Annotated in this window: 33 protein-coding genes; all 33 read left to right on the forward strand. The window is 38.9% G+C overall.

The features are described from left to right. Positions 1–163 precede the first annotated feature (163 nt). The 33 genes from DS742_RS11725 (at position 164) to DS742_RS11875 (ending at position 21,964) form a co-directional block, all read left to right on the forward strand. Positions 164–1,537, forward strand: a complete 1,374-nt coding sequence (locus DS742_RS11725; protein WP_117417197.1) for a DNA cytosine methyltransferase — start codon at positions 164–166, stop codon at positions 1,535–1,537. 15 nt (positions 1,538–1,552) lie between these two features. Then, positions 1,553–2,359 carry a DNA adenine methylase gene (locus DS742_RS11730; RefSeq protein ID WP_117417198.1) on the forward strand — a complete coding sequence of 269 codons (807 nt, stop codon included), beginning with the start codon at positions 1,553–1,555 and terminating at the stop codon, positions 2,357–2,359. Between the two features lie 28 nt (positions 2,360–2,387). Then, positions 2,388–2,774, forward strand: a complete 387-nt coding sequence (locus DS742_RS11735) for a beta-sandwich lipoprotein (protein ID WP_117417199.1) — start codon at positions 2,388–2,390, stop codon at positions 2,772–2,774. Between the two features lie 36 nt (positions 2,775–2,810). Continuing rightward, on the forward strand, positions 2,811–3,008 hold the full coding sequence (locus DS742_RS11740) for a hypothetical protein (protein ID WP_117417200.1): 198 nt from the start codon (positions 2,811–2,813) through the stop codon (positions 3,006–3,008). Between the two features lie 4 nt (positions 3,009–3,012). Further along, positions 3,013–3,249, forward strand: coding sequence for a hypothetical protein (locus DS742_RS11745; protein ID WP_117417201.1), 237 nt, complete (start codon positions 3,013–3,015; stop codon positions 3,247–3,249). A 42-nt stretch (positions 3,250–3,291) separates the two neighbouring features. After that, the gene (locus DS742_RS11750; protein ID WP_117417202.1) at positions 3,292–3,693 is read left to right on the forward strand and encodes a hypothetical protein; all 402 of its coding nucleotides are present in this window, start codon (positions 3,292–3,294) and stop codon (positions 3,691–3,693) included. Positions 3,694–3,898: 205 nt separating this feature from the next. Beyond that, positions 3,899–4,312 carry a hypothetical protein gene (locus DS742_RS11755; protein ID WP_117417203.1) on the forward strand — a complete coding sequence of 138 codons (414 nt, stop codon included), beginning with the start codon at positions 3,899–3,901 and terminating at the stop codon, positions 4,310–4,312. Positions 4,313–4,383: 71 nt separating this feature from the next. Further along, positions 4,384–4,548, forward strand: coding sequence for a hypothetical protein (locus tag DS742_RS28810; protein WP_170313437.1), 165 nt, complete (start codon positions 4,384–4,386; stop codon positions 4,546–4,548). A gap of 13 nt (positions 4,549–4,561) precedes the next feature. Next, a complete protein-coding gene (locus DS742_RS11760; protein ID WP_117417204.1) occupies positions 4,562–4,897 on the forward strand; it encodes a hypothetical protein in 336 nt (111 codons plus the stop codon). Next, on the forward strand, positions 4,890–5,222 hold the full coding sequence (locus DS742_RS11765) for a hypothetical protein (protein WP_205692752.1): 333 nt from the start codon (positions 4,890–4,892) through the stop codon (positions 5,220–5,222). Before DS742_RS11760 ends, DS742_RS11765 begins: the two co-directional genes overlap by 8 nt. After that, positions 5,219–5,476, forward strand: a complete 258-nt coding sequence (locus tag DS742_RS11770; protein WP_147325772.1) for a hypothetical protein — start codon at positions 5,219–5,221, stop codon at positions 5,474–5,476. Before DS742_RS11765 ends, DS742_RS11770 begins: the two co-directional genes overlap by 4 nt. A 375-nt stretch (positions 5,477–5,851) precedes the next feature. Beyond that, positions 5,852–6,040 carry a Thoeris anti-defense Tad2 family protein gene (locus DS742_RS11780; protein ID WP_117417207.1) on the forward strand — a complete coding sequence of 63 codons (189 nt, stop codon included), beginning with the start codon at positions 5,852–5,854 and terminating at the stop codon, positions 6,038–6,040. Continuing rightward, complete coding sequence (locus DS742_RS11785) at positions 6,037–6,360, forward strand: DUF3310 domain-containing protein (protein WP_205692753.1); 324 nt, start codon at positions 6,037–6,039, stop codon at positions 6,358–6,360. Before DS742_RS11780 ends, DS742_RS11785 begins: the two co-directional genes overlap by 4 nt. A 175-nt stretch (positions 6,361–6,535) precedes the next feature. Beyond that, positions 6,536–6,907: a hypothetical protein gene (locus tag DS742_RS11790; RefSeq protein ID WP_117417208.1), complete on the forward strand. Its 372-nt coding sequence runs from the start codon at positions 6,536–6,538 to the stop codon at positions 6,905–6,907. Beyond that, on the forward strand, positions 6,904–8,589 hold the full coding sequence (locus DS742_RS11795; RefSeq protein WP_117417209.1) for a terminase large subunit: 1,686 nt from the start codon (positions 6,904–6,906) through the stop codon (positions 8,587–8,589). The genes DS742_RS11790 and DS742_RS11795 overlap by 4 nt, the downstream gene beginning before the upstream one ends. Before the next feature lie 14 nt (positions 8,590–8,603). After that, positions 8,604–9,767 carry a phage portal protein gene (locus tag DS742_RS11800; protein ID WP_117417210.1) on the forward strand — a complete coding sequence of 388 codons (1,164 nt, stop codon included), beginning with the start codon at positions 8,604–8,606 and terminating at the stop codon, positions 9,765–9,767. Between the two features lie 16 nt (positions 9,768–9,783). Further along, positions 9,784–10,467: a head maturation protease, ClpP-related gene (locus DS742_RS11805; RefSeq protein ID WP_117417211.1), complete on the forward strand. Its 684-nt coding sequence runs from the start codon at positions 9,784–9,786 to the stop codon at positions 10,465–10,467. A gap of 5 nt (positions 10,468–10,472) precedes the next feature. Next, the gene (locus tag DS742_RS11810) at positions 10,473–11,738 is read left to right on the forward strand and encodes a phage major capsid protein (protein ID WP_117417212.1); all 1,266 of its coding nucleotides are present in this window, start codon (positions 10,473–10,475) and stop codon (positions 11,736–11,738) included. A 10-nt stretch (positions 11,739–11,748) separates the two neighbouring features. Then, positions 11,749–11,922 (forward strand): hypothetical protein, encoded by a 174-nt coding sequence (locus DS742_RS28815; RefSeq protein ID WP_170313438.1) that lies wholly within the window; start codon positions 11,749–11,751, stop codon positions 11,920–11,922. Positions 11,923–11,933: 11 nt separating this feature from the next. Then, the gene (locus tag DS742_RS11815) at positions 11,934–12,224 is read left to right on the forward strand and encodes a hypothetical protein (RefSeq protein WP_117417213.1); all 291 of its coding nucleotides are present in this window, start codon (positions 11,934–11,936) and stop codon (positions 12,222–12,224) included. Beyond that, positions 12,221–12,523, forward strand: a complete 303-nt coding sequence (locus DS742_RS11820) for a hypothetical protein (protein WP_117417214.1) — start codon at positions 12,221–12,223, stop codon at positions 12,521–12,523. Before DS742_RS11815 ends, DS742_RS11820 begins: the two co-directional genes overlap by 4 nt. Positions 12,524–12,599: 76 nt before the next feature. Continuing rightward, positions 12,600–12,977 carry a hypothetical protein gene (locus DS742_RS11825; protein ID WP_242996454.1) on the forward strand — a complete coding sequence of 126 codons (378 nt, stop codon included), beginning with the start codon at positions 12,600–12,602 and terminating at the stop codon, positions 12,975–12,977. Beyond that, positions 12,977–13,303 carry a hypothetical protein gene (locus tag DS742_RS11830; protein ID WP_117417216.1) on the forward strand — a complete coding sequence of 109 codons (327 nt, stop codon included), beginning with the start codon at positions 12,977–12,979 and terminating at the stop codon, positions 13,301–13,303. Before DS742_RS11825 ends, DS742_RS11830 begins: the two co-directional genes overlap by 1 nt. 1 nt (position 13,304) lies before the next feature. After that, positions 13,305–13,892 carry a major tail protein gene (locus DS742_RS11835; protein ID WP_117417217.1) on the forward strand — a complete coding sequence of 196 codons (588 nt, stop codon included), beginning with the start codon at positions 13,305–13,307 and terminating at the stop codon, positions 13,890–13,892. A 49-nt stretch (positions 13,893–13,941) separates the two neighbouring features. Next, entirely contained in the window at positions 13,942–14,325 is a 384-nt protein-coding gene (locus DS742_RS11840) for a hypothetical protein (protein ID WP_117417218.1), read from the forward strand. A gap of 217 nt (positions 14,326–14,542) precedes the next feature. Next, positions 14,543–16,252, forward strand: a complete 1,710-nt coding sequence (locus tag DS742_RS11845; RefSeq protein WP_117417219.1) for a phage tail tape measure protein — start codon at positions 14,543–14,545, stop codon at positions 16,250–16,252. Between the two features lies 1 nt (position 16,253). Beyond that, positions 16,254–18,002, forward strand: coding sequence for a DNRLRE domain-containing protein (locus DS742_RS11850; RefSeq protein WP_117417220.1), 1,749 nt, complete (start codon positions 16,254–16,256; stop codon positions 18,000–18,002). Positions 18,003–18,123: 121 nt separating this feature from the next. Continuing rightward, positions 18,124–19,098 carry a hypothetical protein gene (locus tag DS742_RS11855; RefSeq protein ID WP_242996455.1) on the forward strand — a complete coding sequence of 325 codons (975 nt, stop codon included), beginning with the start codon at positions 18,124–18,126 and terminating at the stop codon, positions 19,096–19,098. Then, on the forward strand, positions 19,095–19,340 hold the full coding sequence (locus DS742_RS11860) for a hypothetical protein (RefSeq protein WP_117417222.1): 246 nt from the start codon (positions 19,095–19,097) through the stop codon (positions 19,338–19,340). Before DS742_RS11855 ends, DS742_RS11860 begins: the two co-directional genes overlap by 4 nt. 1 nt (position 19,341) lies before the next feature. After that, the gene (locus tag DS742_RS11865) at positions 19,342–20,355 is read left to right on the forward strand and encodes a BppU family phage baseplate upper protein (RefSeq protein ID WP_117417223.1); all 1,014 of its coding nucleotides are present in this window, start codon (positions 19,342–19,344) and stop codon (positions 20,353–20,355) included. A 417-nt stretch (positions 20,356–20,772) separates the two neighbouring features. Next, the gene (locus tag DS742_RS28820) at positions 20,773–20,940 is read left to right on the forward strand and encodes a hypothetical protein (RefSeq protein WP_170313439.1); all 168 of its coding nucleotides are present in this window, start codon (positions 20,773–20,775) and stop codon (positions 20,938–20,940) included. An 81-nt stretch (positions 20,941–21,021) separates the two neighbouring features. Then, positions 21,022–21,399, forward strand: coding sequence for a hypothetical protein (locus DS742_RS11870; protein ID WP_117417243.1), 378 nt, complete (start codon positions 21,022–21,024; stop codon positions 21,397–21,399). A gap of 124 nt (positions 21,400–21,523) precedes the next feature. Then, on the forward strand, positions 21,524–21,964 hold the full coding sequence (locus DS742_RS11875) for a phage holin family protein (RefSeq protein WP_117417244.1): 441 nt from the start codon (positions 21,524–21,526) through the stop codon (positions 21,962–21,964). Positions 21,965–21,989: the final 25 nt, after the last annotated feature.

Below are 21,989 nucleotides of genomic sequence, written 5' to 3' on the forward strand. Positions count from 1 at the left end.
TATCAATATTTAATGTTAGTAGGTCTTTTTGTGTGGTTATTTAATCAAGTAAACTGAAATTTGCATGAGTAACCATATTGCCAATGCTGGCAAAATGGTCAAATAAAAGAAAGGAGCCGGAACCTTCCCGGGAATAAGGCGCGCCGGGTTCCTTTTAGAAAAGATGAAAGATTTAATTATAGATTGCTTCGCTGGTGGAGGCGGTGCAAGCGTTGGAATTGAAATGGCATTGGGTAGACATATTGATATTGCTATTAATCACGATCCACAGGCTATACGGATGCACAAAACCAATCACCCAGATACATTACACTTGACTGAGGATATTTTCAAGGTGGATTTGCAGAAATACGTAAAAGGCCGTCACGTTGCTTTGATGTGGGCCAGTCCAGATTGCACAAGCCATAGCAAAGCAAAAGGAGGACAGCCGAGAGAAAAGGGGCTGCGTATACTTCCGTGGGCAGTATATAAACATGCAAAAGCAATTCTTCCTGATGTGATCCTTATGGAGAATGTAGAAGAAATACAACAATGGGGACCACTGGACAGCAGTGGACACCCGATTAAGGAACGCAAAGGGGAGGATTACAACCGTTTTATTACTGCTATGAAATCACTTGGATATGAATTTGATTGTAGAGAGCTTGTGGCGGCTGATTATGGCGCGCCGACAACAAGAAAACGCTGGTATGCAATACTCAGGCGCGATGGGAAGCCAATAATATGGCCTGTACAAACTCATAGCAAAAATGGAGAAAATGGATTTAATTCATGGGTTCCGGCTTCATCCGTTATAGATTGGTCAGATTTTGGAAAATCAATTTTTGACAGAAAGAAACCACTTGCAGAGGCAACGCAAAAGCGAATTGCAAACGGAATTAAAAAATACATAATTGACAATAAAAATCCTTTCATTGTTCCAGAAAAGCAAGCTGCAGCATTTCTGATCCAGTATCACGGTGAAACAAAAGAAGGGGATTCCAGGGGACAGAATTTAGATGAACCACTAAAAACCATTGATACAAGCAATAGGTATGGATTGGTAACTGCATTCATCACAAAATTTTATAAAACCGGAATAGGTCAAGGCTGTGAAGAACCGTTACACACAATAACAACCTCACCTGGACATTTTGGCCTCGTATCCGCTTTCCTTGTTAAGTACTACGGTCAGGGAGTAGGGCAGAAAATAAATTCTCCACTTGGGACAATTACAACAAAGGATCGTTTCGGGCTTGTGAATGTGGTTTTTGAAGTCAATGGAGAACAATACATTATCCATGATATTTTCCTGCGTATGTTAAAAGCAGAGCCGGAGCTTAAACTGGCGCAGGGATTTCCTATGGATTATATCATTGATAAGGATTATGAACGAAAAACATATCCGGTGAAAGAACAGGTTGCCAGAATTGGAAATAGCGTAGTCCCGATAATGGCAAAAGCTCTGGTATCTGCAAACTGCCCGTATCTGAGAATAGGAGAACGGATGCCAAATATGAAAATAGATTATAGCGGATCACAGCTTAGATTTGCATAAAAAGAAAGGGAAAAGATGAAAGCAGTAATGAAATATCCGGGAAGTAAATGGAGTATTGCAGACTGGATTATAAGTTACTTCCCGGAACACCATAGTTATTTAGAAGCTTTCTTCGGTAGTGGAGCCGTACTATTCAATAAGCCAAGGTCAAACATTGAAACAGTGAATGACCTGGACGGTAATGTTGTAAACCTTTTCGAATGGATTCGTAAGGACCCGGAACGACTGGCCAGAGAGATATATTTAACTCCTTACGCAAGACAAATTTATGATGATGCCTTTAAAACGGTACCAAAGGACAGTTTTGGTAAGGCAGTTAATTTCTACATAAGGCTGAATATGGGCCACGGGTTCCGCACTACTGGGGAAAAGGTAGGCTGGAAGAATGACGTACAGGGACGTGAAAAAGCCTATGCTGCAACAGATTGGTGCAATCTACCAGATAAGATAATGAAAGCAGCTGAACGGATCAGAGGGGTACAGATTGAAAATCGCCCGGCTGTAGAACTGATAGAACGGTTTAATAACCAGAAGGTTTTAATCTACGCTGATCCTCCGTATGTACTGAGCACAAGACACGGAAAACAATACCGCCATGAAATGGACGATAAACAGCAAAATGACTTGATAGACGTTTTGCAGGCACATAAAGGCCCTGTGCTGTTAAGCGGATATGACAGTGATTTGTATAATGATCGTTTATCCGGCTGGTACAGGGAAGAAACAACATGCTATTCACAGGTTTGCAGTAAGAAAAGAGAAATATTGTGGATGAATTTTGAGCCTGCAGGACAGACAAATATATATGACTTCATAGGCTAAACGAAGATTTAAGAAGGAGATTGATAAAATGAGAAAAGTAATTCTAATAATAGCTTGTGTTGTTATTATGACATTGGCAGGATGCAGCGAATCTGCAAGAGTTTCATATAATCTATCGAAAGAAGCTGATAACTTTAATGTGATACGGCAACTTACCGTTATTAATTGTATTGAAGGAGATGTATTGTTTCAAATGACTGGAAAAATGTCTATTACGGCAGACCGGGGTGATAATCAACTTGAAATTATCGTAGAAAATGAAAATGGTAAATATGAGAAACACTTTGTGGGATTAAGCGATAATGTGACTTATGTTGTGGAAGATATGGGAGAAAGCAAAGTGAACAAATATAAATATACTCTTAACTTTAATCCTAAAATGTGGATTCCGGTAGAAGCAGATACTATTGACTAAACAGAAACAATGCTTTTCATGGCAGCAGGAGAATACATGAAACTTGAATGGGAATATACAAAAGATGGTAAGCCAGTAGTACCGATAGTTCCAGTAATGGTATTGCCAGAGAAAAGATTCGGTGAATTGATCGGAACCAGTGAAAATCTGATAGGTATTCTTCTTAATACCGGGGAATATGTTGACGTTCCGGGGAACAGGGTTAGGAGGATACATAGACCGCGAAAGGGGTGATGCTATGATGGAAACAGCAGCAGAAATGAAGAATGAGAATGAGTATTTCAGAATGAAAGCAGCTGAATTAGAAAAGGTTGAGATCGTGAAAAATAAAATCATGGATCTCATAGATAATTCAAAACAAAGCTATGGGGACATAGCGGGATTGAGCCATGATGATAAATTGAGAGCAGTGGCACAAAATAAATGGGTTGCGTTAGATGATTTACAAAAACAAATCAATCAACTTGGGTTGTGAGTCTGCCGTAAGGCAGACAGGGCAGCAGGAGAAGGAGGTATTATGGTTGAGTCACCTGTAAGAAAACGGGATATTAAATTGAGTGATTATAATATCTCGCGTGCAAAGTATAATGAATTAAAATACTTCTGTATGCAGTATGGAGAAAAGAAACAGGAACTATATAAAAACTATGGTGTTGGATCAAGTGCTAGTGATGGACTTCCAAAAGGAAATTTACCGGGGAACCCAACAGAAAGGGCAGCAATTAGAAATTCATCACTTAAAAAAGACATTGATTTAATAGAACGGGCAGCTATGGAAGCTGATTCAGAAATTTATAGTTGGCTTATTAAAAATGTTACAGAAGGAATACCATATGAATTTATGCAAGTTCCTTTATCAAGAACAAAGTTTTATGATTCAAGAAGGTATTTTTTCTATCTTTTAGCACAGAGAAGATAAAATTTTAAAAAGTGGGGAACTAGAAGGGGGTACTTCCGTGTTATTATGATATCATGCAAAAGGTAATAAATACCAATTGCAACATGCTTTCTCCCCTCCGGAAAGTTACACAATATTTCCCCCTGAAAGAAAATACCTATTTATTGATAGGTATTTTCTTTTGCGTAGATATGTTATATACTGGTATATAAGGAGGGGAAAATATATGAACGATGAAAAGAAAAAAGGTCTTTACTTGCTTTCAATTGTTGCATCATCATTAATAATTATATTTAGCATCACAACTCTTATCAAAATGTCAAGTCATAAAGTTGATTATGATTCCATGAATAAAGAAATTATGGAATACGTAAGCAAGCTTGATAATATAAAGGATATAAAGTCTAATGGTGACGGAATATACAAGATTATGCTTGAAAGCGATTCATGGTATGCCGGCATGGAAAGAGATAAGATGGTGTTTTGTAAGAATGTGAATGAAACATTGACAGTGATTTGTCAGAAATACAAAGCAATTAGAGATACGCAGGCAGTAGATGTTTATTATTATGACGAGGACGGTATAAAGGTTGCGGAGCCAGGAAAAGGCGTAACACTGGAAAGCAAAATATTACATTAAACGCAAGCACTGAGGTAATTACCTTGGTGCTTTTTATATGTTAAAAATCAAACCACGGGAGGGAAAACGATATGAATACAACAGCAATTATCATAACAGCAATGATATGTGCAACATTGATCATTTTAAACGTGATCTGGATATTTAAAGACAGGTCAGAAAAGGCAAGGATACAAGCCGAGATAAGGGATGAAGAATTATTGCTTGCATTGAAATATCCGGGACCAAAACGATAAAGGAGGATAAGATATGAAATTTTTCGGTAATGCAGATATAAGGGGCGCGAGAATGTGTAATACACCACCAGCGCATCCGCCGATTAGTGGCAGTTCAGTACAAACAATAACAGAAAAAAGAAAAACAGTGACACAAAGCATTCCTGGTATTGCATTTGCAAATGACAATGGCTCGGTAAATGTGGTTCCTATTATATCAGTTGGGACAGAAAAGATAATATTTCGAACAAAATGTATAATGCGCAAGTCAGACATTGAAGATATAGAAAAGAATCTTACTGAAAAGATTGGAATTAAATGTGTAGTTATAGATCCACATACCGAACTGGCGGCGATTATAGATGGCTAAAGAATTCGCCAGAGCCTTTTATGATGGAATGTCATGGCGCAGATGCCGCAAGGCTTACATAGCTGAAAGGATAGCGATTGACGGCGGACTGTGTGAGCAATGCCGTGAAAGACTTGGGTATATGGTACATCACAAGATACCGCTGACACCAGAGAACATCAATGACCCGTTGATATCGTTAAGCCATGATAACTTAGAGTATGAGTGTAAAGAGTGCCACGACAGGGAAGAAGGACACTTCATAAAGCAGAGAGAGAACCGGAGCCGATGCACGTTTGATGCAGAAGGGAATCCGGTTCCTATTATTTTGAGGGAGGAAGAATGATGGAAAGAATATTCATGACTGATAAGATGCGGCAGGCAAGACACGACACCGCAGTTACACGTACAAAAGAGGAAATACAAATTGCAGGAAACGAAATATACGACAGATTGAAAGCTGATGTACTGATAGCCCAGAACAAACAGGGGAGAGACTACATAACGCATATTCTGGAACGTAAGGTTGGAAAGAGTTATGCCCTTATGAGAATTGCAGCAGAGACAGGTTATCCGATTATAGTTCATAATTCAGTGTAGGCTGATTGCGTGAAGAGAGAAGCTAAGAAAAAATATGATTGGGATATACAGGTGATATCATTCAGATCTATACCGGTTCGTACTGATGGCATGAGGTGTGATGTAATACTTAAAGACGAGGGCGTTGACATTGTAGAGGTTAGGGACAGATTGAACGATAACAAACTTAGTTGGGTAAGTGTGGTCGGAATTAATTGATAAGGAGGAACTGGAATGATATCAAAGCTTATTAAACGGTTACGATGCAAGCGTAGCAAGACAAAGTACATAGGTTATTACCTTGATACTGAGAGACCAGGAGTAATGCGCACACACCACATACATGAGTGCAGAGAGTGTGGTAAACGTATCTATCATTAACAGGAGGACTGGACAATGTTTATACATGAAGCTATCAAAGAAGCCGTTGATAAGAAAGCAAGTATAAGGCGAAGAAAATGGAGTATATTCGAATGGGCGTTGATGCCCACAGAACCAATCACGGGAGTTGGTAGGCACAAATCGTTCTGCTGGAATCCAACACCAGATGATCTAATGGCTGATGATTGGGAGGTAATAGAGTGAATACAAACGCAGACATGGTTAATCACCCAACACACTACGCTGACAGTTGCAGTATGGAATGCTTCGATGCGATGAAGATTGCATTCGGTGTAAGGTATGTGATTATATATTGCAAGATAACAGCATTCAAATACTTATGGAGACACAAGCACAAGGGAGGAGAAGAAGATGTAAGGAAAGCATTGTGGTATCTAATGGCTGCAGATGATGTAACAGGTGGAGATATCACAGCTGATGATGCTCAGTATTGTGAATTGTTCAAGCAAGCCAATGCTGCATACAATAAGTACAAACAAAACAAGGACGATTCCGTTCAATAAGTAGCATTTAATGCGGGAAATAAGAAATAAAACCAGACGATTCCGTTCTGACGCATGACCATAGGCCCCCCTTAAACGAAAGTGGGGGTTATTTTGATTTCACCGAGTCCCCAACATTTAAATAACACACAGGTAATTTCCATATGACCCCCACCCCTGAAAGAAGGTGATTTTTATGGCAAGAAAGAGGGAGTTAACCAAAGATGAAAAGATTGACAAGGAGGTAAAAAGACTTAAAGAGATATACAAAGAAATAGACCAACGTAAAACCAAAACTCTTGATGGCCTTATTCAGGAGTGCGCTTTCATGAGAATTACACTTGAAGAATTAAGAAAAAACATAAACGAAACAGGCGTTATTGATGAAATGCCACAGGGTGATTATACGATTTTAAGAGAAAGCCCATATGTGAAGACTTATCATACCATGATTCAGAGATATACAACTGCAAATGAAAAACTGCTTGGATTGCTGCCAAAAGAGACAAAGGTTACCACAACAAATGACGATTTTGACGATTTTGTCGAAGGACGTGAGGATGTATGAAAAAATATCCTTTAACTTACAACCCAATACTTGAATACTGGGAGGAAATTAATTCTGGAAGCGAAATTGTAAGCGACAAAGTAAAAAGAACTTATAAAAAGGTTGTATATGACATACACAATCCCGGTGAATATTTCTATAGTCCAAAAAGAGCAAACCATATTATTGAGTTTTTTGAAAATTATTGCCACCATTCCAAAGGTAAAGCAGGCGGTCAAAAAGTAGTACTTGAGTTATGGGAAAAAGCAATGCTTGCCACTGTGTTCGGTTTTATTGACATAAACGGGTTAAGAAAATACCATGAATCACTCTTAATTGTTGGAAAAAAGAACGGAAAATCACTAATAGCAAGTGGCGTAGGGCTTTATATGCTTGTTGGTGATGGAGAACAAGGCCCGGAAGTATACGCAACAGCCACAAAGAAAGATCAGTCAAAGATTATATGGCTTGAATCAAAACGTATGGTAAAAAAATCACCAGCACTTTTAAGAAGGATCAAACCACTGGTAGCCGAACTTTCAAGCGAGGATTTCAACGCCGGAGTATTTAAACCTCTTGCAAGTGATTCTGATACATTAGATGGGTTAAATGTACATTGCGGTTTGATGGACGAAATACATCAGTGGAAAAACGGAAAAGCTCTTTATGATATTATTGCTGATGGTGTAACAGCCAGAGAACAGCCGTTAATATTTATCACTTCTACTGCCGGAACAGTAAGAGAAGATATATACGATCAAAAATACGAAGAAGCAGAACGCTTAATTAATGGATATTTTGATGAAAACGGGTATAAGGACGAGCATTTCATAGCTTTTATTTATGAGTTGGATAATCGAAAAGAATGGATAAATGAAAAATGCTGGAAAAAAGCAAATCCTGGACTTGGAACGATTAAAAACCGCGCTACTTTAAAAGCCAAGGTTGAAAAGGCAATGCAAAATCCATCACTTGTTAAAAACTTGGTTTGCAAAGAATTTAATATCCGTGAAACATCTTCCGAAGCGTGGCTTACGTTTGAACAAATTAACAATACCGAGTTGTTTGAGGTTAAAAATTTACGGCCTAGATACGGAATAGGCGGGTGTGACCTGTCAAGCACAACTGATCTTACCAATGCAACAGTAATATTTAGAGTTCCTGATAACGACATGATTTATGTATTACAAATGTATTGGCTTCCAGAAGATCTTTTGGAAAGGAGAGTAAAGGAAGATAAAATACCGTATGACATATGGGCTAGTAAAGGATTACTGAGAACTTGTCCGGGGAATAAAGTACATTATAAATTTGTAAAAGAATGGTACGAAGAGATACAGAATGAGTATGACATATATTTGTTTAAATGCGGATATGATTCATGGTCTGCTACATATTTTGTTGAAGACATGGTAAACACTTTTGGTAAAAGCGTAATGGAGCCTATTATTCAAGGCAAAAAAACTTTATCAAGTCCGATGAAATCACTTGGAGCAGATCTTGACAAGAAAAAAATAATTTATAATAACAACCCAATTTTGAAATGGTGCTTAACAAACACATCTGTTGATATAGATAAAAACAATAACATTCAACCTTGTAAGGGAAATCTAGGCACCAGGAGAATTGACGGGCTAGCTGGCTTGCTTGATGCTTATGTTGTTTACGAAAATCACTTAGAAGAATATCTATCAATGATATAAGAAAGGAGGAAGATTTGGGAATCTTAGATAAATTTAAAAATAAGACTGTTACGGTATCAAAATATCAATTAATAACTGATATGGGAGATGGGTTTTACTCTTATAATGGTAATTTGTATCACAGCGATATTGTAAGATCGGCAATAAGACCAAAAGCACAGGCGATTGGTAAAATTGTCGGAAAGCACATTAGAGAAACTATAAAAGAAGATGGATCAAAAGATTTAAAGGTTAATCCAGAGATTTATATGAAGTTTCTGCTCGAGGAACCCAATCCATACATGACAGGACAGATGCTACAAGAAAAACTTGCAGTACAACTGGAACTCACAAACAACGCCTTTGCTTATATACAAAGAGATCCAAATGGATACCCGACAGCTATTTATCCAATTGTTACATCAAGTTGCGAAGCTATACAAAATGAACAGTTAGAATTATTTTTAAGATTTACAACAAATAAGGGTAAAATATTTACCTTTAAATATACTGATGTAATTCATTTAAGAAAAGATTTTAACAGTAATGATATATTTGGCGACAATCCAGCCGCCGCTTTAACCCCGTTAATGGAAATTGTTGTTACTACCGATCAAGGCATTATAAAAGCAATAAAAAACTCTAACATTATCAGATGGTTATTAAAATTTAACCAGACAATAAGACCGGAAGACATCAAAAAGCAAACCAAAGATTTTGTAGATAGCTTTTTGAACACTGAAACATCGGAGACAGTAGGGGCGGCTGCTACTGATGCCAAAATGGACGCAAAGCAAATTGAACCAAAGGACTTTGTTCCAAACGCAACACAAATGGATAGAACAGTTCAGCGGATATATTCGTTTTTCAACACAAATGAAAAAATTGTGCAGGCTAAGTACAGTGAAGATGATTGGATATCATATTACGAATCAAGCATAGAACCTGTTGTTATTCAGCTGTCAAATGAGTATACAAGAAAACTGTTTTCACGCCGTGAAAGGGGTTTTGGAAACAAGATAATGTTTGAGAGCGCAAATCTTTCATTTGCAAGTATGCAAACCAAATTAAGCTTAGTTAATTATGTTGACAGGGGCATACTGAATGCTGACGAGGTAAGAGAGGTACTCAACAAAGGGCCAATCCCAGGCGGCGATATATATGTAAGACGGCTTGACACAAGGCCTACTACAGAATAGGAAGGAGGTGTAAACAGTGAAAAGAATTGATATTAAAGGTGCGATAATCCCAAATGATTACAAATGGTATTACGATTATCTGGAAATGGATTCCACTACTCCAAAAGATGTTTACAATGTATTGGGGGCTGCATTTAATGAACCATTAGAAGTTTATATAAACAGTCCAGGCGGTGTGATTGACGTTGGAAGTGAAATATATACAATGCTTCGATCTCACCAAGGCAATGTTGATATTTACATAGTCGGTGAAGCTTGCAGCGCGGCAAGCATAATAGCAATGGCCAGACATTGTGAAATGTCTCCAACTGCACTCATGATGGTACATTGTGCATCAACAGGTGCGCAAGGAAACCATTCAGATTTTGAAAAAACCGCAGAAGTTTTAAAGACCGCTGATGACGCTTTAGCAAATGCTTATGTTATAAAATCTGGAATGAGCAAAGAAGACGCGCTTTTAATGATGGAAAAGGAAACGTGGCTAACGGCAGATCAGGCTTTAGAAAAAGGCTTAATTGATGGAATTATGTTTGATGAAAAAAATAACACAAACGGTCAACTTGTAGCCGGAAACTTTGCACTACCAAGTCAAGAAAGAATGAACCAAATCAAAAAAATGATTAATGAGCAGGACACCGATCAAGGCGATGCTGCTTTTTTAATGTCAAAAATCAAAAATCTAAGATTAAAAGAGAGGTAAACAACATGGAAAAAGAAAAATATTTATCAGCAAGAGAGGCACTACTTAACGAAAGTGAGCAGCTGACAAACGAAGGAAAAATCGAAGACGCAAAAGCAAAAGTAAAAGAGGTTGAAACGCTTGATAATCAGTGGGAAGAATCAAAACTGCTGAATGCAAACGTAGAAGCCTTAAGAGACAAAACAAAGGGGATCAATATGGAAAACGCAAGCGTTGCAACAGGAACTGTAACGATGATTGACAGCGTATCAATGGAAGCAGTACAAAACAATGTGAGCACTGACGAAAACAAGGTTTACGAAAACGCGTGGGCTAAAACAATGCAGGGTAAACAGCTTGACAGCGGAGAGAAAAAGGTGTTCGACAAAAAGAATTTAGAATTTAACAATGCTTATACTCACGACACAAGCAATACATCAGTTTTAATCCCGGAAACGGTTGTTGCAGGTATCTGGAAAAGAGCGACTGAGATGTATCCATTACTTGCTGACGTTAAAAAGTTCAATGTAAGAGGTACACTAACGATTAAAAAGCATTCTGGAATTGCTGCCGGTGATGCTGCATTCTATGCCGAGGGTACCGCAACTGCAGACGAGCAGAATACATTTGCAGAACTTACGTTAAGCGGATGCGAACTTGCAAAAGCAATTACAATTACATGGAAATTAAGAAGCATGGCTGTTGAAGAATTTATTCCGTTTATTCAGAACGAACTTGCTGAAAGAATTGGTGTGGCACTTGGAACCGCAGTTGCAAAAGGCAAAGGAGCAACAGCTACTCCAAAGGAACCAGAAGGAATTGAAACCGCTTTACTGGCAGAATCAAGCACTCCACAGGTTGTAGAATATGATCCAGAAGCAACCACTCCTATTCCATTAAGCTATACAATGTTTACTTCTGCAATTGGAAAAATCCATTCTTCATATTTATCAACTGCTGCAATTTATGCATCTAACGCTACAATCTGGGGCCAGCTTGCAAACCTGCTTGACGGACAGGGAAGACCTTTATTTATTCCAGATGTGACAGCTGGCGGAGTAGGCAGAATGTTTGGAATGGTTGTTAAACCTGATGCCGGAATAACAACTGGTTCAATTCTTATCGGAAATCCGATGCAGGGTTACGTAATGAATACAAACGAGCCGATGTCTGTTGCTACAGAGGAACATGTAAAAGCAAGAACGGTTGATTATGCCGCCTATACCATTGTTGATGGTGGAGTGCTTGATACAAAAGCATTTGCTCTGATCAGAAACAAACCAGCAGCGTAGGAGGTAATCCATGAATGTTATAACATTGACGGAATTCCGCGATATAAAAGCTAAAAAGATAAGAAAAACAGGTGAAATATTTTCGGCAACTCCTGAACGGGTGGAAGAATTTAATTCCACCCGTTACGGGCAGCTTGTTAAAATAATTACCGATGCGGAAAAACCTCAAAAAAGTGCAAAGTGAGGTGATTATATATGCTGACCATTAATGTAACAATTGAACAGATGCGCAGTATGGTCAGATTCAGCCACATCAAATTAGATGACGAATTAGAAGAACTAAAGGGAGCATGCCTCATTGATCTTAACATTGCTGGCGTTAATTATATACCAGACGGTGATAAACTCTCTTATGCTACTCTAAGACTTTATCTGAGGTGGCAAGAAAACTATAACGGAGAAGCTGAAAGATATAAATTGGCATATGAGGCGGCTAAGACAGCAATGTCTCTTGCAAGCGAATATAAGGAGGTGCCGACACCATGAGAAATGATGTTTGCACCTTAATTGTTCGCGTTGGTTCCGGCAGCCAGATCAATGAAACAAGTAAAGAAGTGTTCTGCGGTAAAACATCTTGCAGCCGAAGCGAATTTTATCAGGCTTACGGAGTGGGATTGCAACCGAAACTTAACATAGACATTGACCCGGAAGATTATGAGTCAATGTCTATTGTATCTGGCGGGAAAATGATAACTCCACAAAGGATTACTTTTAACGGAGCCACTTACAACATACTGCGCACATACCAAAAAGACGAATCAACATTGTCTCTGACTGTGGGGTGATAATATCGAAGTTGAAATTAATTTCAAGGAACAAATTGAATCTATTGACGAAATGTTAAGATCGTTACCTGAATCAATGCAGACAGAAGAAAAAAAGTTTTTGAGAAAGACCGGGGCAGCCATTAAAAACAATGTTGTGAGATATCTTCGCAGATCCGGAATAGAGTCAAGGCTTGAAGAAGACCCAAAAAACTATGACGGATCTCGCCCTTATGTTCATATCAAAGATGATGTGAAGTTTACGGTCAAAAAAAATAAACAGGGTGATAACTATGTCAGCATAAAAGGTGGTAAGTACACCGGTTATAAATGGGGATTCCTTAACGATGGACATATCGCAAGAGACGGACGCACATTTATCCAAGGAACAAAATTTATGGAACGATCATTGCAAGCGTCACAAGGCGATATAGATACTGCCTTGAACGATATCATGAAAAAGGTGGTGCAGTAATGGACATTGAAACTCTTATTAAAACCACTTTAGATATTCCGGTAATTGACTTGTCAGAACCTTTGCTTTTTCCATGTGCTACTTGGTATAAAAGCATGGAGGATACCGAACTTTCTGGCAACGGTAAAGAAACGGAAGCGTCAGAAACCTACGAAATAGATATCTGGTGCCAAGAACGAGAATTAGCATCATCTTACGCATCTTCATTAAAACAGGCGATTGCTTTACTCACTTACTGCACTGCTTCTCAGATAATGATAAGCTATGACAACAACGGTAAGGTATGGCGCGCAAACTTAAATTTTAAATATATAAAGGAGGAATAAAATGGCATCAGCTAAATCAAACCGTATTAATGTAACAAATCCTGTATATTGCTTACTGCTGACCGATACATCGGCAGGAACTACATACGATGCTGTAGAAACACTAGGAAAGGCTATGCAAATACAGATTACTCCACAGATTGCGGCTGGTGAGCAATATGGAAACGGAGCAAAAGAGGAAGACATTGCTTTGCTAAAAGGCCTTGCTGTGGTAATTGATTTAAACAAACTGTTTATTGAAACACGAGCAAAAATCATGGGCAATACGTATGTAGATGGTGTACTGATTGAAAAAGATGGAGACCAGCCACCATACATAGCCATAGGATATGAAGTCGAGCAAACCGGGGGAACAAAAGAACAGATATGGTTGTTAAAAGGAAGAGCCAGACCGGCGAATCAGACTGTTCAGCAATCTGCTGGAAATATCAATTTTTCAAACGATTCTATAACTGTTAATTTTATTCCAAGAGAATCAGATAAGCAAATTAGATTCTTTGGTGATACGGCGAATTCAACTTACACAGCAGCGCAGGCCACGGCATTTTTTGCAACTGGACCGGTTTCTTATCCGGCAGCGACACCGTAATTAAAAGCCCCATAATACGGGGCTTTTATTATATCAGGAGGTATATAAAATGAAGAAAATAGCCGTAAGGCCAGCGAACGAAATAGAAATACAATTTTCAGATAACGTCACAATGTTGGCAACATTTAACATTCGGGCAATGCGGTATATGATGGAATTGCTTTATGAGAAAGAGAAAGTAGCTTCAGATATACCTATTGAAGAGTTCGGGGCAATCATTATTTATTCTGGCATTAAGGTTAACAATCCTGAGTTTACGATTGAAGAAGCGAACGCTATGGCATTATCTATGAATCCGGCAGATCTTAATGAGATTATCCATAATTACAATGAATCAACAGGAATAATGGACCAGGAAACAGAGGAAGCAGTAACAAAAAAAGTGATTGCTCAGATATTAACGGGGCTGGCAAAATCAAACTCGAAAAAATAATAATTGATTTTGATATGCTTTTTTACATTTACTGCGTAGAAATGCATATGTCTGAGCATGATTTTGAAAACAGCAACCCAGCAAAGATACTGAAAATGATTGACATATATCATGATAAATTAAGCACTGAAACGTGCGAAAATTATCAATCTAAATATTTTTCACAGCAAGGCCAGTCAAACGTAATAAGTTCCATGAAAGAAGTGGAGGGTTTCACATGAGCGATAGCGCATACAAAAAAACAATAGTGATTGGGCTTGACTATGCTCAGTTCTCCGGTGGAATTACAGACATGAACCGTAAAATGGGATTGCTTGAAGCTGAGTTTAAGTTAGCAAAAGAGCAGGCAAAAAATTACGGTGATGAAACCGATCAGCTTACTGTGAAAAAAGAAGCTTTATCGCAAATGATTAACTTGCAGAGTAAAATTGTTGATGAACACCGTAAGGCTTATGACAAAGCCGTGGCAAGTGGTACAGCAACAGAAAAACAAACTGATGCACTCGAAAAGAAAATGTTAACAGCCATGACCACTCTTGAAAAACTTAATGGTGAATATCAAAATGCAAGTAAAGAACTTGAAGACTACAAGGATAAAAGTGAAGAGGCTGGAAAGGCGGTTGAAGAATCTGAGAAAAAGCAACGGTCTTTTGGCGACACAATTAGAGATGTTGGCAATGCTATAGGCTTGGAAGCTTCTCCTATGCTTGAAAACTTTGCTTCTAAATTTGACGGTTTAGGCGAACATGTTGGAATAGCCATGGTAGCAATCGGAGCAATGACTACAAAACTTTATGACGCTTCAAAGTCTGCAGCAGAATACGCCGACAATATATTAACTCTGTCAAGCACTACCGGACTAGCAACTGACACATTACAAAAAATGGATTACGCTGCCGAACTCGTAGACGTATCAACCGAGCAAATCAGTTCTTCCATGACAAAAATGATTAAGAGCATGGACGGAGCAAGGGATGGAAATGAAACTTTGCAAAAATCTTTTGCTCGGCTTGGAGTAAGATATAAAGAAGGAAACGGAGAACTCAGGAACGCAGAAGATACCTTTTACGACCTTATTGATGCCCTTGGTAAAATAACAAACGAAACTGAGCGAGATTCAAAATCAATGGAGATTTTCGGAAAATCGGCAAGAGAGTTAAACCCACTGATAGAAGCAGGCAGCGGCAAAATGAGGGATCTTGGGAAAGAGGCTGAAAGCCTTGGATACGTGCTTGATGATACCGCTTTAAACAAACTTGGCGCGTTTGATGATTCACTGCAAAGAATGAATAAATCAAGTGAAGGGTTGCAAAACTCTTTTGGCCTTGCACTCGCACCTATTATGACAGCTTTTTTTGACACTCTTTCAAGCGTTCCGGTTCCCGTTTTGCAGTCTTTAATAACACTTGGCGGAACTGTTGCAAGTATAATGCTTGTTGTTAAAGCAATAAAAGAGGTTACAAACACAGGAAAAGGAATGATAGATTTTTTTAAAGGATTAGACGCGCAATCAATAAAAACAACAGCTATTATAATCGGAGTTGTGGCAGCTTTGCTTGCCCTTGGTGTTATTATTGCAGTCATTGCCGGAAAAGGAAATGAATTGAACAAGACCATGGATGGGGTAGGCAATAGCGTAGGAAACCTGAAAAATACTGTGCAAAAGCAGCAAACCCAGTATTACGCTTCCGGTACTGATTATGCTCCTGGCGGCATGGCTTGGATTGGTGAGCATGGGCCAGAAAAGGTGTATCTGCCAACCGGATCAAGAGTACTTAACGCAGCCGATTCTAAAAAATCATCTGGCGGTGATATATACAATGTAAATGTTACAATAGATGCTAAAAACGCAAAAGACTTTACTGATGCGGTGGATTTTGCACAAAGAATGAAACCAACAATAAGAGCGGGAAGGATCGGGATATAATATGGCAACTCAAATAGTACAAAGCAAAGCAGATACATATGTAGCCTTTAATTCTCCAAGCGGTAATTTTAGCAGCCTCAGTTATATGTATGTTCACAGAGTTGTCACTTCAACCGCTGCCTTGCTTGCTTTCTTGCAATTTGACATTCCGGTTTTATCAAACAAGCAAATCACAAAGGCTGAGTTAAAAATACATTGCACGCAAAAGGGCAGACACAGCACGATAGCTGCAGCGCAGTACGCCATACCAGTAAGCGTAAACACATTAACCGGAGGCACAGTGCAGTCGCAGTACATTGATAGTGATTTAGCATACTCTCCAACCGAAATAACGTCTCCGGTTTATGTTGAAAGCGCAAATGAGTGGATTGTATGGGATATTACCGCTATTGTAACAAACGGACAAGGAACTAATGACGCAGTATTTGGATTAAGTGACTTAACAGCTACACAATCAGACGACACCGAAATATGGAAATTTTCTTCCAGAGAATCAAGCAATATTCCGTACATTGAGATTACATACAATGACGCGGTTCCAGATCTTCCAACTATACTTTATCCAAATGGTGATGTAATTGAAAAAGGCAACGCTTTAACATTTCAGTGGAAACACAACTCTCTTTATGACACTGGTCAAGTAAAGTATGATTTCGGGTGGAGACAGCAGGGCAATGCTTCATGGACTGATGCCCTTGGAGTTGTCACTACTACACAAAGCCGTACAGTAGATACAAACGCTTTGCCAACCGGAATCATTGAATGGCGCGTAAGGACCTACAATGCTAACAATGCGGTTTCTGAGTACGCCTACGGTTCATTTGAACTTACCGGACGGCCCACAGCTCCAATCATTGACACTATGAAAAACGATGCCATTACAGAGATTGCGTGGAGAAGTAATGCTTCCGAAACGGCTATATTTAGGATATGGATTTACCAGGGTGCAACACTTATTCACGACAGCGGAAATATGCCAGGAGGATTAAAAAGTTCTTATGTGCCTAACATGATGTTTCCAAACGGGCAGTATACCGTAAAGATGCGCATAGGAAGCGTATACGGCGTGTTTTCTGACGAAAGTGCAAAGGTGTTCACTATATCAGCCTCAGTACCAAACACGCCAGATATGAAGCTATCTGTTACACATGGCGGCATATTAATAACAACCACTTCTACTGCTGCAGACAAAATTGTGTATCGCTCAGAAGACGATATTACCTTTATTCCGATTGGGCGGTTTTCTGGATCTGAATACACTGATTATGCCGTGAAATCTGATGTTATGTATGAGTATTATATCAGGGCACACAACGGCAGCTATGCCGACAGCGGAAAGCAATCAATCAAGGTAAAATACAAAGGCGCGTTGCTATCAGAGATAAATACTCCGGGCGATTACATTGAAATATACAAATCAGATAGTGACTGGTACAACAGCATAAAATCAAAATTTTCAAATGAGGCAGAACTTGTAAAATACGAAGGGCGTGCTTATCCGGTAAAAGAATCAGGAATACATAAAGAAACAGGAGTAAGTACTTCTTTTTATCTCAGCAATGCAAATGCAGAAAAAATCGGGTTACTGTATGACAAAAATGGAATTTATTTATTCCGCAACTCAGAAATGTGTTTTAGTTGTGAAATCAATGAACTAAGCTATGAAAATACGCTTTTTAACGCTGGCAAAAATGTTGAAATATCATTAAGCCAGATAGATTATAGCTTGGAGGTGAGGTTTGATGTATAGCCTTGCACAAGGCGGATATACGCATGAAGAAGTACTAAAAATGCTTGAATCTGACCGGACAATAAATTTTCGGTATGAATTGCTCGACAAGAACGAGGTAAAGCTGGAAGACCTTGAAAACGTGAGCGGTAATATTCGATTTGACAGTTCACAAGAAATTATGGGAACTGCTTCATTCACAATAAGAGAGATCGGGGACGTAGACCTTAAAACAGTAGATTTGAGGATACGTCCTTTCTTCCGTCTAAAATCGTCTACAGGCTGGCTTGAATATCCACTTGGAACTTATATCATGAGTAGCCCGGAAAGGTCCAGGCAAGAAAGCGGAGTGCTTCAACAAGTAGATTGCTATGATTACGGCACCATCTTAAAAGAAGATAAGATCACGACCAGATTATTTATTGCCGCGGGCACAAACTATGTCACACAGGTTCGAAGCATTATAACGGCAGCAGGCATAAAAAAGACCAACATTGAAACATCTATCCTCACGGTAGGAACAGCCTTGGAATTTGAGATTGGCACAAGCAAACTGGATATCATTAATTCATTGCTGACTGCTATAAACTATGAACCTTTGCATTTTGACAACAGGGGTTATGCGGTCAGCCGTAGATATATTGAACCACTTAACCGCCCAACAGAACAAGCATACCAGACCAACGACAGAAGCATAATAAAAGGCGGAGCAAAGCAAAGCGTTGACATTTACAATGTGCCTAACATATTTGTGCGATATACGGACGATCCAGACGGCGTTGAACTTCGCAGCCAATATGTAAATGACAGTGTAGCAAGCGTGATTTCAACTGTTAGCCGCGGAAGAAGCGTGGTAGATATTGAAAGTGTAAATGACATAGCCGATCAGACAACGCTTAACGATTTAGTACGGCGTATTGCTATCGAAAAAAGCCAGACTTACGATGCTGTCATACTGCCTACGGCTTTAATGCCACATCATTCTTACCGGGACTGCGTTTATGTAGGAGAAGATGGTTTGAGAGTTGGGAACAAATACATTGAATATGCCTGGGAAATGGATTTAAGCGTTGGAGGAACAATGTCGCATACTTTGAAAAGGGTGGTGAAACTATGAATTATAACAACCCAGGTGAACAGATTGACGAAATGAAATTACTGTTTGAGGGTGATAAAGCCTACAGAATGGCGGTGGTAAACAATGTCACAGGTGACAGACCATATATCAGGTTTTACGGCGAAACCGCGGCAAGCCAAAAACCTTATAAATATCTTGCATCATACACGCCAGTAGCCGGAGACAAAGTGCTTTTAGCGCGTGTGGCAAAAACCTATGTGATACTCGGAAAGGTGGTATAAAATGAATTACGACATTGAACTAAACGCAAATGACAGTTCGGTGCTTGAAACCCAGTATGCATTTACTCAGGGCGATTACGGACAGATACAATTTAGCATCAGAGTAAAAGCGGATGGTGCATATGTTACAAACGCACAAAGGGCATACATTGTCTTTACACTTCCGAACGGATACGTTGTCACAGGAGCCGATATGACTAAAAGCGTTGCGACATATACATATCCATTTCAGGGAAGCGAATTGCAAGTTCCAGGAACCATTGTGGCTGATGTTAAACTGGTTTACACAGATGGGCAGATGTCATCTAATAAGTTTTCTTTTATTTGCCGATATGATCCATTGCATGACAAGTCTTTTAATGCCGGCCCTTACATCTCGCAGCTGCAACAGATTGTTGATGATGGTCAAATAAAAATAAATTATTTACAATCTCTTATTGAAATATTGCAAGGAGAAGTAGGAGAAACGGGATTAACTAAAAATGACTTGCAAAGTACAAGAGATCCAGTTGCGGTCGGATTAAAAGCTATTGATGCATATTTAGCACAATATATGTTAATTAAAGGTGATCTTGTAAATAACGCTCTTACGACAATCGCTGGTGTTGCTCCTCTTGATGCTGCAATGGGGAAGACTTTACAAGATCAGATTACTACAACAAATAGCAATTTAACAGGTTTAAGCAGTACAGTTGACTCATTAAGCACAGATATAACCAGCGGTATAAAGCCAGTTACAAACCGAACGGCAAATTTTGTAACAGATGGAACAGATTATGATACTTTAAGTCAGCCTGGGTGGTATTATATCTATTCAACGGTACATGCTCCGGCAAGCAATCTAGGCCGAGTATTGGTTAGAGTTGAAAGTATTTACGTTAGTGGTGTTTGGTATACAACGCAAAAAGCCATTGAATTATATAGCGTAGGAGCAATACAACCAAAAGTATATGAAAGGTGGGTAACTAATATAAATGATACATTTTCATGGACATCATGGATACAGACGGTTTGATAAATGATTATTTACTGACACAAATAGGTTACGGTCGCATAAGCATAATTGGCGGACGTGTTTGTGGCAAGCGTACTAATATAAACTATGTTGTTTGATGCATATAATAATCCAATCATAACACCATTGCTGGTGATAATTGTAGCATATACCGGTACCCTTGGATAAGGTAAATTTGTTATTATTGTTCGCCCAGCAGCATTGCCAGTATTTACAATCAATTCCCACAGTGACAGCGTTACTACATTACCCCTTTTAACCCATCTACACATTCCCTTGACATAATCATCGGTTATATTTATATTGCCGCTTTCAGATGTACTTGTCAAAGTATTTACATTGTTACTTACAGTCGTTAAATTGCTATTTAACGTAGAAACGGGGCTGTCCAAAAAACAGCAGAAAGGAAAAGATATTATGGAAAAAATAATCAAAATGAAATTGGAATGTGATGGAATCAAAGAAACTTTAGAGAAAGCGAACCTGTTAAAAGAAACCTTGTTAGAGGCAAACCAGTTAGCAGATTCGCTAAAGGAAAAATTAGCTATTCCAAATCAAGGCATTTGTCAAAATATTCATCAGTAGCATAAAGAAGTAAATAAACTCAAAAACCAGAGCCATGAGGCTCTTATTTTTATGCCTGAGAATAGGCAGAAAGGAAATTTTATGAAAGACAAATTAATCTTAAAAGATGGAACAACTATTGAACTTGAAGCCGCTGCAAGCCTGACTGGAATCACTACAATTTTTACTGACTGGACAGCCGCCGCCTCCGTATTGCCGAAACTGACACCGGAAAACCTTTCAAGTTTACAGGTACAGACAGGAGAAGGGCTTACCGTTGGAAATTACACTGATCTTGTGCTGCAGCCGGGATCATGGGAGGCAAAAGCGGACGGAGTGCATATCACTATCTCTTTGCGTGAAAAAACTGACATTGAAAAGCGTCTGGAAAATGTGGAAGAGGGACAGCAGACGCAGGACGGGGCCATCACTGATCTGGGAGAAACTGTTGCAAAGATTGCAGAAGGAGGGACGCTGTAATGGGAGAATTTTACGGAAAAAGAATTAGATACAGTATCATGACAATTGAACAGGTGCCGACTTACTGGCTGGCGAAGACCGAAAAATGGTTAAACGAAAACTAGAAAGAGTGAGGAATATGAAAATGGAAAAGATTAAAGCGGGATTTATTACCGTGTTTGGTGCATTGTTTAGCTGGTTGGGAATACTTGCGATCCCAGTATTTATGCTTGTAGGCATGAATTTTATTGACTACTTTACCGGACTTGCGGCAGCAAAATACAGGGATGAAAAAGTCACAAGCTATAAAAGCATTCGTGGAATCTACAAAAAAGTATTTATGTGGGTGCTGATAATTATAGGCTGGGGTATGGATATATTGATTAACTACACAGTAAAATACATAGGATTAGACATCAAGGTTCCTTTCATAGTAGCTACGTTAGTAGCTGTCTGGCTTATCTGCAATGAAGTCATATCAACTCTTGAAAATCTTATTGATATCGGTGTAAATATTCCACCATTTCTTATGCCGCTTGCAAAACTGATTAAGGGTAAAGTGGAAGATAAAGCAAAAATAGAATAAAATTAATGGCCCTGGGATTCCAGGG

It is taken from the genome of Lacrimispora amygdalina (genome assembly GCF_003432035.1).
Taxonomy (GTDB): domain Bacteria; phylum Bacillota; class Clostridia; order Lachnospirales; family Lachnospiraceae; genus Lacrimispora; species Lacrimispora amygdalina.